The organism is Thiothrix sp. (assembly GCF_028714775.1).
Taxonomy (GTDB): domain Bacteria; phylum Pseudomonadota; class Gammaproteobacteria; order Thiotrichales; family Thiotrichaceae; genus Thiothrix.
Genome location: NZ_JAQTLS010000009.1, coordinates 135,145 through 149,494, shown reverse-complemented (window position 1 = coordinate 149,494; position 14,350 = coordinate 135,145). Strand labels below are relative to the sequence as shown.

Here is a 14,350-nt window from a genome sequence, read left to right as displayed (position 1 = left end):
CACCTTAAGCGTCTACGCGCTCACCATTGGACTTGAAGACACGGATTTTCTTGCCATCTTCCAGGAGCTTGAATCCAACACGATCACCCTTGCCAGTGGCAGGGTTGACCAGCATCACATTTGAGTTGTCCATGGGCATTTCTTTTTCAACAATGCCACCTTGAACACCTGCATTTGGGTTAGGCTTAACGTGTTTTTTGACACGGTTAATACCTTGAACCAAAACCTTACCTTCTGCTAACACCTGCATGACTTTGCCGCGACGGCCTTTATCTTTGCCGGTGATGACGACTACTTCGTCATTACTGCGAATTTTGCGCATTTCTTCACCTATTTGAGTCGGTTGGCAGTCTTACAGCACTTCGGGTGCCAGAGAAATAATTTTCATGAACTTCTCACCGCGCAGTTCGCGGGTGACAGGCCCAAAAATACGAGTACCGATTGGATCCAATTTGTTGTTCAACAATACGGCTGCGTTATTGTCGAAACGGATTTTGGAACCATCGTTGCGGCGGACACCGTGGGCAGTACGCACGATCACGGCGTTGTAAACATCGCCTTTCTTGACCTTGCCACGCGGGATCGCATCCTTGATGCTGACTTTGATGATATCACCAATGCCTGCATAACGCCGATGGGAACCGCCCAGAACCTTGATGCACATGACTTTCTTGGCACCGCTGTTATCTGCAACTTGCAGAGTAGATTGCATCTGGATCATTTCTAGTCCCCGTCCTTATGCTTGCTCAGGAGCGCGTTCAACGACCTTGATCAAGGTCCAGTGCTTTGTCTTAGACAAAGGACGGCATTCCTTGAACATCACGGTATCACCTTCACGACATTCATTGTTTTCGTCGTGAACATGGTACTTTTTAGAACGCTTGATAAACTTGCCATACACCGGATGCTGGACTTGGCGTTCCATCAGCACCACGATTGATTTGTCCATTTTGTTGCTGACCACACGGCCCAGCAAGCTGCGTTCGACTTTTGCTTCTTCGCTCATCGTTACTCACCTGCGGCTTGCTTTGCGGCAAGCACTGTCTTGATCCGGGCAATCTGACGACGTACACGCTTCACTTCAGAAGGACGTGACAATTGGCCAGCGGCTTTTTGCATACGCAGCTTGAACTGCTCTTTCAGGTTTTCCAGCAACTCGGCTTTAAGGTCGGTCGCTGATTTTTGCTTAAGTTCGGCTGCTTTCATCACATCACCTGACGAGAAACAAATGTCGTTTTCATAGGAAGTTTGGCAGCCGCAAGACGGAACGCTTCGCGTGCCACTTCTTCGCTTACACCTTCGATTTCATAGAGAACCTTGCCCGGCTGAATTTGCGCAACCCAGTATTCAACGTTCCCTTTACCTTTACCTTGCCGTACTTCCAGTGGCTTTTTGCTGATTGGCTTGTCTGGGAATACACGAATCCAGATTTTGCCGCCACGACGGACATAACGGTTGATCGCACGACGAGCTGATTCAATCTGACGTGCAGTCAAGCGGGTACGCTCAACAGCTTTCAGGCCAAACTCACCGAAGCTTACTTTACTTCCCGCCAATGCCAAGCCACGGTTGCGGCCTTTCATCTGTTTGCGGAATTTGGTTCTCTTGGGTTGTAACATCTCAGACCTCTATCACTTCTTCTTTCTGCCTTGGCCTTGGTTCTGGCTTTGGCTAGATTGCTGTTTCTGCTCCAGGTCGAAGACTTCGCCCTTGTAGATCCACACTTTTACACCGATGATGCCATAGGTGGTAAGCGCTTCCGCAGTTGCATAGTCGATGTCAGCACGCAGGGTGTGAAGCGGCACACGGCCTTCACGGAAAAACTCAGTACGTGCAATCTCTGCGCCATTCAAACGCCCAGCAACACAGACTTTGATACCCAGCGCACCCAAACGCATTGCATTCGCAACAGCACGCTTGGCAGCACGACGGAACATGATACGGCGTTCGAGCTGGCTAGCGATACTTTCAGCAACCAACTGGGAATCCAGTTCAGGCTTGCGGATTTCTTCGATATTCAGCTTCACGTTATTAACGTGAAGACCCAAAATCGCCGCTGTTTCAGCACGCAGTTTTTCGATGTCAGCGCCTTGCTTACCGATTACCACACCCGGACGCGCCGTATGGATGGTAATGAACGCAGATTTTGCTGGACGCTCAATCTGGATACGGCTAACAGAAGCTTCTTTCAGACGCTTCTTCAGGAACGCACGGACTTCCAAATCCTTGAACAGGAAATTGGCATAATCCTTGCCTTCAGCGTACCACTTGGAACGCCAATCCGTTGAGATGCCAAGACGGATACCAGTTGGATGTACTTTCTGACCCATACTAAACCTTACTTCTCGCCTACAGCGACGGTAATGTGACTGGTGCGCTTCAGGATGCGGTTAGCACGACCTTTAGCACGCGGCATGATACGCTTCATTGTTGGACCTTGGTCGACAAATACGCGCTTAACGCACAATTCGTCCACATCGGCACCATCATTATGTTCAGCGTTGGCAATCGCGGATTCCAGAACTTTTTTCAGCATCGCAGCGCCTTTCTTCGGGCTAAACGCCAGAATATTCAGGGCTTTGTCTACCGGCAGGCCACGAATCTGATCAGCCACCAGTCGGCACTTCTGAGGGGAAATACGCGCAGAGCGCAAATGTGCTGCAACTTCCATTTCAACCTCTTACTTCGACTTTTTGTCGGCGACGTGACCACGATACGAACGGGTCAGCGCGAACTCACCCAGTTTATGGCCTACCATGTTTTCATTAACCAACACCGGAACATGCTGTTTGCCGTTATGCACCGCCAGTGTCAAGCCGATAAATTCCGGCAGGATCATGGAGCGGCGCGACCATGTTTTGATTGGACGACGGTCATTAGCTGCCTTAGCAGTTTCAACCTTCTTCATCAGGTGATGGTCAACGAAAGGACCTTTCTTTAGTGAACGTGGCACTGTTTAATCCTCTTACTTCTTGTTCCGGCGACGGACAATCATATTGTCGGTGCGTTTGTTGCTACGAGTCTTGTAACCCTTGGTTGGAACACCCCAAGGAGTAACAGGGTGACGACCACCAGAGGTACGGCCTTCACCACCACCGTGTGGATGGTCTACCGGGTTCATGACCACACCACGGACAGTTGGACGGACACCACGCCAGCGCTTTGCACCCGCTTTACCCAACTTGATCAAGGCATGTTCAGAGTTACCGACTTCACCGATAGTTGCACGGCAGTCAATCGGCACTTTACGCATTTCACCGGAACGCAAACGGATAGTAGCGTGCGCACCTTCACGGGAAATCAATTGCACAGAAGCACCAGCACTACGCGCCAACTGCGCACCTTTGCCAGGCTTCATTTCGATACAGTGAATGACTGTACCGACAGGGATATTACGCATTGGCAGGGAGTTACCCACAGCAATCGGCGCATGGAGGCCAGAAATCACTTCTGCACCTGCACTCAAACCTTTTGGCGCAATGATGTAACGACGCTCACCGTCTGCATACAACAACAGGGCAATATTTGCACTGCGGTTTGGATCATACTCCAAACGTTCGACTTTCGCCGGAATATCATCTTTGCGACGCTTGAAATCAACCAGACGATAATGCTGACGATGACCACCACCCACATGACGGGTAGTAATACGCCCAGTATTGTTACGTCCACCGCTCTTGCGCTTTTCTTCTACCAGTGGCTTCCAAGGAGAACCTTTGTGCAACTCTTTGTTGACAACTTTAACCTGGAAACGGCGACCGGGAGATGTTGGTTTTGCCTTAACGACTGCCATGATTCACCCTTACCTTATTCCGCTGCCGCATCCAGAGAGAAACCTTCAGCCAGGCTTATGTAAGCCTTTTTCCAGTCGTTGCGTTGACCGCCACGACGACCAAAGTTCTTCTGCTTGCCTTTCATGTTGATGGTACGAACCTTATCAACTTTGACTTCAAACAAAGTCTCGACAGCATCTTTGATTTCTTGCTTGGTTGCAGTTTTTGCAACCTTGAATACGTATTGGTTTGCCTTTTCAACCGCAGCAACAGTTTTTTCTGTAACGCGCGGAGCAACCAGAACGTGATAGAGACGCTCCATACTCATGCCAGCCACTCCTGAATTTTTTCGACCGCAGCCGCCGTCACGATAACTTTTTCGTGACCGACCAGACTTACCGGATTCAAACCAGCCACGCTCGCAACTTCGCAATAAGGAATATTGCGCGAAGACAGCAGAACATTGACATCGTCAATATCAGAAATCAGCAGAGCATCATTTGAACCGTATTCTTTTAGCTTAGCCAGCATCAGTTTGGTTTTTGGTTCAGCGACATCAAACGCGCTAACCACCACCAAACGATCCTGACGCACCAACTCAGAGAAAATGGAGCGCATCGCAGCACGGTACATTTTCTTGTTCAGCTTTTGCGTAAAATCACGCGGACGGGCAGCAAATGACTTACCACCAGTACGCCACAGTGGGCTACGGATACTACCAGCACGCGCACGTCCAGTACCTTTCTGCTTGAAAGGCTTAGCACCACCACCACTTACATCGGAACGGGTCTTTTGCGCTTTAGTACCAGCACGACCACCTGCCATGTAAGCAACAACAGCCTGGTGTACCAGACCTTCGTTAAATTCACGTGCAAAAACGTCTTCGCTTACCGCGAGAGAACCACCATTTGCAATCTGTAATTCCATTGCTGCCACCCTTATGCCTTAACCGACAGCTTGACAATCACATCGCCGTTATTAGCACCGGGAACAGCACCTTTAACCAACAACAGATTGCGCTCAGCGTCTACACGCACCACGACCAGACCCTGAGCTGTGCTGCGCTCAGCACCCAGATGCCCGCACATTTTCTTACCAGGAAATACACGACCCGGCGTTTGGTTCTGACCAATGGAACCCGGAGCCCTGTGTGACCGAGAGTTACCATGCGTGCGGTCTTGACCAGCAAAATGATAACGCTTCAGCACACCGGCGAAGCCTTTACCCTTGCTGATGCCGGACACATCCACTTTCTGACCAGCTTCAAACATGCTTACCGCAAGTTCCGCACCCAGTTCATAGCTTGACGCATCGTCTACGCGGGATTCGCGAACAAAAGTACCTGCTGGTACGCCTGCTTTGGCAAAATGACCAGCTTCTGACTTGGAAACGCGGGAAGACTTCTTCTCACCCACGGACAACTGAATGGCACTATAACCATCCGTCTCCGCCGTCTTGACTTGGGAAACGCGGTTTGCAGCAATCTCAAGCACAGTGACGGGGGTTGAACCACCATCTTCACCGTATATCCGGGTCATACCTACTTTGCGACCCAGCAGACCGATAGCCATTTGCATACCTCTTCGAATTACTCACACCGAGCAACTTTCATTCTATCTTTTAGAAAAACTCGGCTCGACCTAGGTCGAGCCGTGGAAAGCCGCGCATTATAACAGAAATTCTTCTGTCGTCTATGAACTTTTTACAAATCAGTTAAGCTTGATTTGTACGTCAACGCCTGCTGCCAAATCCAGCTTCATCAGGGCATCAACGGTCTTGTCAGTCGGATCAATAATATCCATCAGACGCTTGTAAGTACGGATTTCGTATTGATCCCGCGCATCCTTATCAACGTGCGGGGAAACCAGCACGGTGTAGCGCTCAATGCGCGTAGGCAGCGGAATTGGCCCCTTAACACGCGCACCCGTCCGTTTTGCCGTCTCGACGATCTCAGTCGCAGAACGGTCAATCAGACGGTGATCGAATGCTTTCAGGCGAATACGGATTCTTTGATCAGACATAACTATTACTCAATAATTTTAGCAACAACACCAGCGCCGACGGTACGGCCGCCTTCACGGATCGCAAAACGCAGCCCATCTTCCATTGCGATTGGGTTGATCAGGCTGATGACCAGCTTGACGTTATCACCCGGCATGACCATTTCAACGCCTTCTGGCAGCTCACAAGCGCCTGTTACGTCGGTGGTACGGAAGTAGAACTGTGGGCGGTAGCCTTTGAAGAATGGGGTGTGGCGACCACCTTCTTCTTTGGACAGGACATAGACTTCCGCTTCAAATTTAGTGTGTGGCTTGATCGTGCCCGGCTTGCACAGGACTTGACCACGCTCTACGTCGTCACGCTTGGTGCCGCGCAGCAGCAGACCAACGTTGTCACCCGCCATACCTTGGTCGAGCAGCTTACGGAACATTTCAACGCCAGTGACGGTGGTGGTTTGGGTGGTACGGATACCAACGATTTCCACTGTTTCACCAACTTTGACCACACCACGTTCGATACGGCCTGTTACTACCGTACCACGACCAGAGATAGAGAACACGTCTTCCACTGGCATCAGGAATGCGCCATCAATGGCACGCTCTGGCTCTGGGATGTAGGTGTCGAGCGCATTGATCAGCTCAGCAATGGAAGGTTCGCCAATTGGGGATTGGTCGCCTTCGAGCGCCATACGCGCAGAACCTTTGATGATCGGGGTGTCGTCACCCGGGAATTCGTAGCTGGAGAGCAGCTCACGCAGTTCCATTTCGACCAGTTCCAGCAGCTCTTCGTCATCAACGAGATCACATTTGTTCATGTAAACTACGATGTACGGTACGCCAACCTGACGTGACAGCAGGATGTGTTCACGGGTTTGTGGCATTGGGCCGTCAGCAGCGGAACAAACCAAGATTGCGCCATCCATCTGTGCCGCACCTGTGATCATGTTCTTTACATAGTCGGCGTGCCCTGGGCAGTCGACGTGTGCGTAGTGGCGGTTTTCAGATTCATACTCTACGTGTGCGGTAGAGATGGTGATACCACGTGCTTTTTCTTCTGGAGCCGCGTCGATTTGATCGTAAGCTTTTGCCTCACCACCAAATTTGCGGGATTGCACTACGGTCAGTGCTGCTGTCAGCGTGGTTTTGCCGTGGTCAACGTGGCCGATTGTACCTACGTTTACGTGCGGCTTCGTGCGCTCAAATTTACTTTTTGCCATCGTTACTCACCTTTCACTTTCTTTATCACCGCCTGAGTAATAGCCGCAGGCGCTTCCGAATATCTTGCAAATTCCATACTGTACGCAGCACGCCCCTGTGTTGCCGAGCGCAGATCGGTTGCATAACCGAACATTTCACCCAACGGGACTTCCGCATGTACCACTAAACTGCCGTTTTCGTCATCCATACCATGAATGACACCGCGACGCCGGTTTAAATCACCAATAACATCACCCATGTAATCTTCAGGCGTTGTCACTTCAACCTTCATGATTGGCTCCAGCAACACTGGAGTGGCCTCCATGACACCCTTACGCAGCGCCATCGAACCCGCAATCTTGAAAGCCATTTCACTGGAGTCGACATCATGGTAAGAACCATCAAAGATGGTGACTTTCATGTCGACCAACGGGAAACCGACCAATACGCCGTTACCCATTTGTTCTTGCACACCCTTGTCGACGGCTGGCACGAATTCCTTCGGCACAACACCACCCACCAAGGCGTTTTCAAATTTGTAGCCCTCCGCCTCACCCAGCGGCTCAAGGCGCAGCCAAACGTGACCGTATTGCCCGCGACCACCCGACTGACGGATAAACTTGCCTTCAACCTCAACCGACTTACGGATAGTTTCACGGTAAGCAACTTGGGGCGCACCCACATTGCAGCTCACCTTAAACTCCCGCAGCATACGGTCAACGATAATTTCGAGGTGCAACTCACCCATCCCTGAGATGATGGTCTGCCCCGTTTCTTCGTCGGTACGTACCCGGAAAGATGGGTCTTCTTGCGCGAGCTTACTCAGCGCGATCCCCATGCGTTCTTGGTCAGCCTTGGATTTTGGCTCAACTGCAACCGCTATCACCGGCTCTGGAAAATCCATTTTTTCCAAGGTAATGACATGATTCATGTCACACAGGGTCTCGCCAGTGGTGACATCTTTCAGCCCGACCGCAGCAGCAATATCGCCCGCCCGGACTTCATCAATATCTTCGCGTGCATTGGAATGCATCTGCACCAGACGCCCAATACGTTCGCGCTTGCCCTTGATCGGGTTATATACTGCGCTCTGCGAGGTCAGTACGCCAGAATAAACACGGAAGAAAGTCAACGTACCCACAAATGGGTCAGTCGCGATCTTAAATGCCAATGCCGCAAACGGCTCATTATCACAAGGATGGCGCTCAGCTTCTGTCTCATTCTTGTCGTCCAAATGCCCCTTGATGGAAGGCACATCAACTGGCGACGGCATCAACTCAACGACCTTATCCAGCACCGCCTGAATACCTTTGTTCTTGAAAGCAGAGCCACACGTCATGGGCACGATTTCAAGACTAACGGTACGCTTGCGCAAGCCTGCAATAATTTCCTCAGAAGAAAGATCACCCTCTTCAAGGTATTTATTCATCAACACATCATCGGCTTCAGCAGCAGCCTCCACCATCTTTTCCCGCCACTCCTGAGCGTCAGCAACCATATCAGCCGGAATATCAACAGCTTCGTAGGTTACACCCCGATCAGAGTCATTCCACATGAGCGCTTTCATGCGGATCAGGTCAACCACCCCTGCGAAATTCTCTTCCGCACCGATGGGCAGTTGCAGCGGAACCGGGTTAGCTTTTAACTTGGACTTCAACTGCTCGTAAACGCGCAGGAAGTTCGCCCCGGAACGATCCATCTTATTGACGAACGCCATGCGTGGGACATGGTACTTGTTCGCCTGACGCCACACCGTTTCGGATTGTGGCTGCACACCACCGACCGCACACAGCACAAAAACTGCGCCATCCAACACCCGCAGGGAACGCTCCACTTCAATGGTGAAGTCTACGTGCCCCGGCGTGTCGATAATGTTGATGCGATGCTGCGGGAATTGCTTATCCATCCCCGACCAGAAACAGGTGGTTGCCGCAGACGTGATGGTAATACCCCGCTCACGCTCCTGCTCCATCCAGTCCATGGTTGCCGCACCATCATGCACTTCCCCGATCTTGTGAGACACACCCGTGTAAAACAGGATGCGCTCAGTTACAGTCGTCTTACCTGCATCAATGTGTGCCATGATGCCGATATTGCGGTACTGCTCGATAGGGGTGCTACGCGCCACGTTTTATGCTCTTGCCGATTACCAACGGAAGTGCGCGAAGGCTTTGTTAGCTTCTGCCATACGGTGCACGTCTTCACGCTTTTTCACCGCAGTACCACGCTTCTCGGAAGCATCCATCAATTCACCAGCCAGCTTACGCGCCATGGATTTTTCACCACGCTTACGGGCAGCGTCGATCAACCAACGCATAGCCAACGCATTTTGGCGGGAAGGACGCACTTCAACCGGAACTTGGTAAGTTGCACCACCCACACGACGGGATTTAACTTCCACCGCAGGACGGACGTTATCCAGCGCATCTTCCAGCACATCAATACCGTCACCGCCTTTCTTGCCAGCGATTTCAGTCAATGCACCGTAAATGATTTTTTCGGCAGCAGACTTCTTACCATCTTGCATGATGGCATTCATGAATTTTGTCAGCAATTGGCTCCCGAATTTTGGATCAGGCAGCACGATACGCTTAGGGACTTCTCTTCTTCTAGGCATGACTCAATCTCGTACTCAATTATTTCTTAGGACGCTTAGTGCCGTATTTAGAACGGGCTTGCTGGCGACCTTTGACACCTTGCGTATCCAAACTGCCACGCACGGTATGATAACGGACACCCGGCAGGTCTTTTACACGACCGCCACGAATCAGGACAACCGAGTGCTCCTGAAGGTTATGACCCTCACCGCCGATATAGCTGGTGACTTCAAAACCGTTGGTCAGACGCACACGCGCAACCTTACGCATCGCGGAGTTCGGCTTCTTTGGCGTAGTTGTGTACACACGTGTACAAACACCACGGCGTTGCGGGCAAGCTTCCAATGCTGGAACCTTACTCTTCTCTACTTTGCTTTGGCGCGGTTTGCGCACTAACTGGTTTACTGTTGCCATAATCTAAAAAAACTCTCCTACCTGCTACGAGGAACCTGCCTGGCTTGCCTAGTCCCCATAAAGACAACAGACCGAAAATCGGTCTGTTTGAGGACGCCAGATTTTAGGGATCGGAACCCCCTATGTCAAGGAGGTTTTCCGTATCAATCAATTAAACCTTCAAACCCCGGCTGAGTGATCAGTCGGAATCCATATCCATCGGCTCGCCGAAACTGATGGTTTCAGTTGGGGTTGGCCTTTCATACGTAAACTCATTGCGTTGGCTGCGACGGTCATCGTGGTATGCCAGACCCGTACCAGCCGGGATCAGGCGACCCACAATGACGTTTTCCTTCAAGCCGCGCAACTCATCACGCGCACCACGTACCGCCGCTTCTGTAAGCACACGGGTGGTTTCTTGGAAGGATGCTGCCGAGACGAAGGAGTCCGTGACCAAGGATGCCTTGGTAATACCCATCAGCAAACGTTCATAAACAACCCTGAGTTTGCCTTCGGCATTCAGGCGCTTATTCTCTTCCGTCACACGCCAGTAATCGGCCTGCTCACCACGCAAGAAGTTGCTTTCGCCCGGATCAATGACTTCCACTTTACGCATCATCTGACGGGCGATGACTTCAATGTGCTTGTCGTTGATCTTTACGCCTTGCAGACGGTAAACGTCTTGGATTTCCTTGACTTGGTACTCAGCCAAAGACGTTGCCCCCAACAAGCGCAAGATGTCGTGTGGGTTAGGTTCGCCGTCAGCGATGGTTTCACCACGGTTGACTTTTTCCCCCTCGAACACGTCAAGGTTACGCCATTTTGGGATCAGCTCTTCGTACTGCTCGCCGTCTTCACTGGTGATGATGACGCGCTGCTTACCTTTGGTTTCCTTACCGAAGGAAATTGTGCCGGTTTTTTCCGCCAGAATCGCACCGTCTTTCGGTTTACGTGCTTCAAACAAGTCAGCAACCCGTGGCAAACCACCCGTGATGTCACGAGTCTTAGAGGACGCTTGCGGCAGACGCGCAATAACTTCACCGACCTGTACGCTTGCACCGTTGGTGGAGCTGACAATCGCCCCTGCTGGCAGCGGATACTGTACCGGAATCTTCGTGCCCTCAAAGAACACGCTGTCGCCATGTGCATCCAACAAACGTACCGTTGGGCGTAATTCGCGGCCTGCGGCTGGACGGTTACGCGGATCCATAACTTCAATGGAAGCCAAGCCCGTCATTTCGTCCACTTTGGTCTGGACGGTTACGCCATCCGTGAAGTCACTGAAGTCGACACGCCCTGTCACCTCGGAAATGATTGGGTGGGTATGCGGATCCCACGTTGCCACTTCCTGACCTGCCGGTACTTGCGCGTACTGGTCGACGGAAAGGATCGCACCGTAAGGCAGCTTGTAGCGTTCTTTATCACGCCCACTCGCATCCACCACGCCCAATTCACCGGAGCGGGAAACCACCACCAGCTTGCCGTCTTTGTTGCGCACGGTTTTAACATTGAGCAAATGGACTTGACCGGCTGATTTGATGGCAATGCTGCTTTCCGCAGCCGACCGGCTCGCCGCACCCCCGATGTGGAAGGTACGCATGGTCAACTGGGTTCCCGGTTCACCGATGGACTGTGCCGCGATAACACCGACTGCCTCACCCTTGTTGACGAGGTGTCCGCGTGCCAAGTCACGACCGTAGCATTTCTTGCACACGCCGTAACGGGTTTCGCAGGTAATCGCGGAACGCACGATGATTTCATCCACCGCCAGCGCGTCGATTTGCTTGACCCATGCCTCATCCAAGAAGGTTCCAGCAGGGATCAGCACTTCGTCGCCTTTGGTCACATCCTGCGCAACCACACGACCCAACACGCGCTCGGCGAGTGCTTCGACCACATCACCACCTTCGATGATGGGGCGCATCAGGATGCCGCGCTCAGTGCCGCAATCGTCGATGGTAACAACCATGTCTTGCGCCACGTCGACCAAACGGCGTGTCAAGTAACCAGAGTTCGCAGTTTTCAGTGCGGTATCCGCCAAACCTTTCCGCGCACCGTGCGTCGAAATAAAGTATTGGAGGACGTTCAGACCTTCACGGAAGTTGGAGGTAATCGGGGTTTCGATGATGGAACCATCCGGTTTCGCCATCAAACCCCGCATCCCTGCCAACTGACGGATCTGAGCTGCGGAACCCCGCGCCCCGGAATCCGCCATCATATAAATGGAGTTGAAGGATTCTTGGTAAACCAGATTGCCTTCCGCATCAATGACTTCTTGCTTACCAATTTTTTCCATCATCGCTTTCGCGACTTTTTCATTGGTGCTTGCCCAGATGTCAACGACCTTGTTGTAACGTTCGCCTGCTGTTACCAAACCTGTGGAGAACTGGTTTTGGATTTCCAAAACAGCTTCGTCCGCTTCTGCCAACAGCTCGGCTTTCTTTTCCGGGATCATCATGTCATCCGCGCAGAAAGAAACGCCCGCACGGGTTGCATAACGGTAGCCGGTATACATCAGTTGGTCAGCAAAGATAACCGCAGCTTTCAAACCCACGCGGCGATACGCCTCATTGATGAGCTTGGAAATGGCTTTCTTTTTCAGGACTGTATTGAACAGTTCAAACGGCAGACCTTCTGGCAGGATACTGGTCAGCAAGGAACGGCCTACCGTGGTGTCAATCAGGCGGGTACGCTTGATGAGTTCACCGTCTTCGTCCTTGAGGGTATCCGTGATGCGCACTTTAACTTTAGCGTGCAGGGAGGCATTGCCTGTTTCATAAGCACGCTGCGCTTCCAACGGGTCAGCGAAAACCATGCCTTCGCCTTTCGCATTGATCGCATCACGGGTCATGTAATACAAGCCCAGAACGATGTCCTGTGACGGCACGATAATTGGTTCGCCATTCGCTGGTGACAGGACGTTGTTGGTCGCCATCATCAGGGTACGCGCTTCCAACTGCGCTTCCAGAGACAACGGCACGTGTACCGCCATCTGGTCGCCGTCGAAGTCCGCGTTGAACGCAGAACACACCAACGGGTGCAACTGGATTGCCTTACCTTCGATCAGGGTCGGTTCAAACGCTTGGATACCCAGACGGTGCAAGGTAGGTGCGCGGTTGAGCATGACCGGATGCTCGCGGATAACTTCAGCAAGGATGTCCCACACTTCTGCCGTTTCGCGTTCAACCAGCTTTTTCGCTGCCTTGATGGTCGTCGCCAAACCACGGCGTTGCAGTTTGCCGAAAATGAACGGCTTGAACAATTCCAGCGCCATTTTCTTAGGCAGACCGCACTGATGCAGGCGCAGCGTCGGACCAACCACGATAACGGAACGACCGGAGTAGTCGACACGTTTACCGAGCAAGTTTTGACGGAAGCGGCCTTGCTTACCCTTGATCATGTCAGACAAAGATTTCAGCGGACGCTTGTTGGAGCCGGTAATCGCACGACCACGACGACCGTTGTCGAGCAGCGCATCCACAGACTCTTGCAGCATACGCTTTTCGTTGCGCACGATGATGTCCGGGGCATTCAGCTCCAGCAAACGCTTCAAACGGTTGTTACGGTTGATCACGCGGCGGTACAGGTCATTCAGGTCAGAGGTGGCGAAACGCCCGCCATCCAACGGAACCAACGGACGCAGGTCTGGCGGCAATACCGGCAGCACAGTCATGATCATCCACTCAGGCTTGTTGCCGGAACTGAGGAAAGACTCCATCAGCTTCAAGCGTTTGCCTAAGCGCTTCAGTTTGGTTTCAGAGCCAGTTTCCGCGATTTCTTCGCGCATCCGGGCGACTTCTTCCTTCAGGTCGATGGAGCGCAGCAACTCGAAAATCGCTTCTGCACCCATGCTGGCCTCGAATTCATCGCCGAACTCTTCCACCGCTTCCAGATAAGCTTCGTCGCTCAGTAACTGGCAACGTTCCAGCGTGGTCATGCCCGGTTCGGTAACAACGAACGTCTCGAAATAGAGGATTCGCTCAATGTCACGCAGGGTCATGTCCAGCATCAAGCCGATACGGGATGGCAATGATTTCAGGAACCAAATGTGTGCAACTGGGCTAGCAAGCTCGATGTGCCCCATACGCTCGCGGCGTACTTTGGTCTGGGTCACTTCGACGCCGCACTTTTCGCACACCACGCCACGGTGTTTCAGGCGCTTGTACTTACCGCACAGGCACTCATAGTCCTTAACCGGGCCAAAGATTTTGGCGCAGAACAGGCCGTCACGCTCTGGCTTGAAAGTACGGTAGTTGATGGTTTCCGGTTTTTTGACTTCACCGAAAGACCATGAACGGATGACCTCAGGCGACGCCAGACCGACCTTGATCGCGTCAAAGTCGTGGGTTTCCTGTTCTTTCTTGTGGAAATTCAATAAATCTTTCATCGC

18 protein-coding genes are annotated in these 14,350 nt (G+C 52.0%); all 18 read right to left on the bottom strand.

Features of this window, described 5'->3' with window-relative positions; translation table 11 throughout:
• Positions 1-4: 4 nt before the first annotated feature.
• Positions 5-322: a 50S ribosomal protein L24 gene (gene rplX / locus PHE17_RS10435; protein WP_301015783.1), complete on the bottom strand. Its 318-nt coding sequence runs from the start codon at positions 320-322 to the stop codon at positions 5-7.
• A 30-nt stretch (positions 323-352) separates the two neighbouring features.
• Positions 353-721: a 50S ribosomal protein L14 gene (rplN, locus tag PHE17_RS10430; protein WP_301015782.1), complete on the bottom strand. Its 369-nt coding sequence runs from the start codon at positions 719-721 to the stop codon at positions 353-355.
• A 15-nt stretch (positions 722-736) separates the two neighbouring features.
• Positions 737-1,006, bottom strand: a complete 270-nt coding sequence (gene rpsQ / locus PHE17_RS10425) for a 30S ribosomal protein S17 (RefSeq protein WP_301015781.1) — start codon at positions 1,004-1,006, stop codon at positions 737-739.
• A gap of 2 nt (positions 1,007-1,008) precedes the next feature.
• On the bottom strand, positions 1,009-1,206 hold the full coding sequence (gene rpmC, locus PHE17_RS10420; RefSeq protein WP_301015780.1) for a 50S ribosomal protein L29: 198 nt from the start codon (positions 1,204-1,206) through the stop codon (positions 1,009-1,011).
• Positions 1,206-1,619 (bottom strand): 50S ribosomal protein L16, encoded by a 414-nt coding sequence (rplP, locus tag PHE17_RS10415; RefSeq protein WP_301015779.1) that lies wholly within the window; start codon positions 1,617-1,619, stop codon positions 1,206-1,208. Before rplP ends, rpmC begins: the two co-directional genes overlap by 1 nt.
• 12 nt (positions 1,620-1,631) lie before the next feature.
• Positions 1,632-2,330: a 30S ribosomal protein S3 gene (gene rpsC, locus PHE17_RS10410; protein WP_301015778.1), complete on the bottom strand. Its 699-nt coding sequence runs from the start codon at positions 2,328-2,330 to the stop codon at positions 1,632-1,634.
• An 8-nt stretch (positions 2,331-2,338) separates the two neighbouring features.
• Positions 2,339-2,671: a 50S ribosomal protein L22 gene (gene rplV / locus PHE17_RS10405; protein WP_301015777.1), complete on the bottom strand. Its 333-nt coding sequence runs from the start codon at positions 2,669-2,671 to the stop codon at positions 2,339-2,341.
• A 9-nt stretch (positions 2,672-2,680) separates the two neighbouring features.
• Positions 2,681-2,953: a 30S ribosomal protein S19 gene (gene rpsS, locus PHE17_RS10400; RefSeq protein WP_301015776.1), complete on the bottom strand. Its 273-nt coding sequence runs from the start codon at positions 2,951-2,953 to the stop codon at positions 2,681-2,683.
• Positions 2,954-2,965: 12 nt separating this feature from the next.
• Positions 2,966-3,793 carry a 50S ribosomal protein L2 gene (gene rplB / locus PHE17_RS10395; protein WP_301015775.1) on the bottom strand — a complete coding sequence of 276 codons (828 nt, stop codon included), beginning with the start codon at positions 3,791-3,793 and terminating at the stop codon, positions 2,966-2,968.
• 14 nt (positions 3,794-3,807) lie between these two features.
• Complete coding sequence (gene rplW / locus PHE17_RS10390) at positions 3,808-4,101, bottom strand: 50S ribosomal protein L23 (protein ID WP_301015774.1); 294 nt, start codon at positions 4,099-4,101, stop codon at positions 3,808-3,810.
• Positions 4,098-4,700 carry a 50S ribosomal protein L4 gene (gene rplD / locus PHE17_RS10385; RefSeq protein WP_301015773.1) on the bottom strand — a complete coding sequence of 201 codons (603 nt, stop codon included), beginning with the start codon at positions 4,698-4,700 and terminating at the stop codon, positions 4,098-4,100. The genes rplW and rplD overlap by 4 nt, the downstream gene beginning before the upstream one ends.
• 11 nt (positions 4,701-4,711) lie before the next feature.
• On the bottom strand, positions 4,712-5,344 hold the full coding sequence (gene rplC / locus PHE17_RS10380; RefSeq protein ID WP_301015772.1) for a 50S ribosomal protein L3: 633 nt from the start codon (positions 5,342-5,344) through the stop codon (positions 4,712-4,714).
• Positions 5,345-5,482: 138 nt separating this feature from the next.
• Positions 5,483-5,794 (bottom strand): 30S ribosomal protein S10, encoded by a 312-nt coding sequence (gene rpsJ / locus PHE17_RS10375; RefSeq protein ID WP_301015771.1) that lies wholly within the window; start codon positions 5,792-5,794, stop codon positions 5,483-5,485.
• Positions 5,795-5,799: 5 nt separating this feature from the next.
• Positions 5,800-6,990 carry an elongation factor Tu gene (tuf, locus tag PHE17_RS10370; RefSeq protein WP_301015759.1) on the bottom strand — a complete coding sequence of 397 codons (1,191 nt, stop codon included), beginning with the start codon at positions 6,988-6,990 and terminating at the stop codon, positions 5,800-5,802.
• 2 nt (positions 6,991-6,992) lie between these two features.
• The gene (gene fusA, locus PHE17_RS10365; RefSeq protein WP_301015770.1) at positions 6,993-9,098 is read right to left on the bottom strand and encodes an elongation factor G; all 2,106 of its coding nucleotides are present in this window, start codon (positions 9,096-9,098) and stop codon (positions 6,993-6,995) included.
• An 18-nt stretch (positions 9,099-9,116) separates the two neighbouring features.
• Complete coding sequence (gene rpsG / locus PHE17_RS10360; RefSeq protein WP_301015769.1) at positions 9,117-9,587, bottom strand: 30S ribosomal protein S7; 471 nt, start codon at positions 9,585-9,587, stop codon at positions 9,117-9,119.
• Between the two features lie 19 nt (positions 9,588-9,606).
• Positions 9,607-9,981: a 30S ribosomal protein S12 gene (gene rpsL / locus PHE17_RS10355; RefSeq protein ID WP_301015768.1), complete on the bottom strand. Its 375-nt coding sequence runs from the start codon at positions 9,979-9,981 to the stop codon at positions 9,607-9,609.
• Between the two features lie 178 nt (positions 9,982-10,159).
• Positions 10,160-14,347: a DNA-directed RNA polymerase subunit beta' gene (gene rpoC / locus PHE17_RS10350; RefSeq protein WP_301015767.1), complete on the bottom strand. Its 4,188-nt coding sequence runs from the start codon at positions 14,345-14,347 to the stop codon at positions 10,160-10,162.
• Positions 14,348-14,350: the final 3 nt, after the last annotated feature.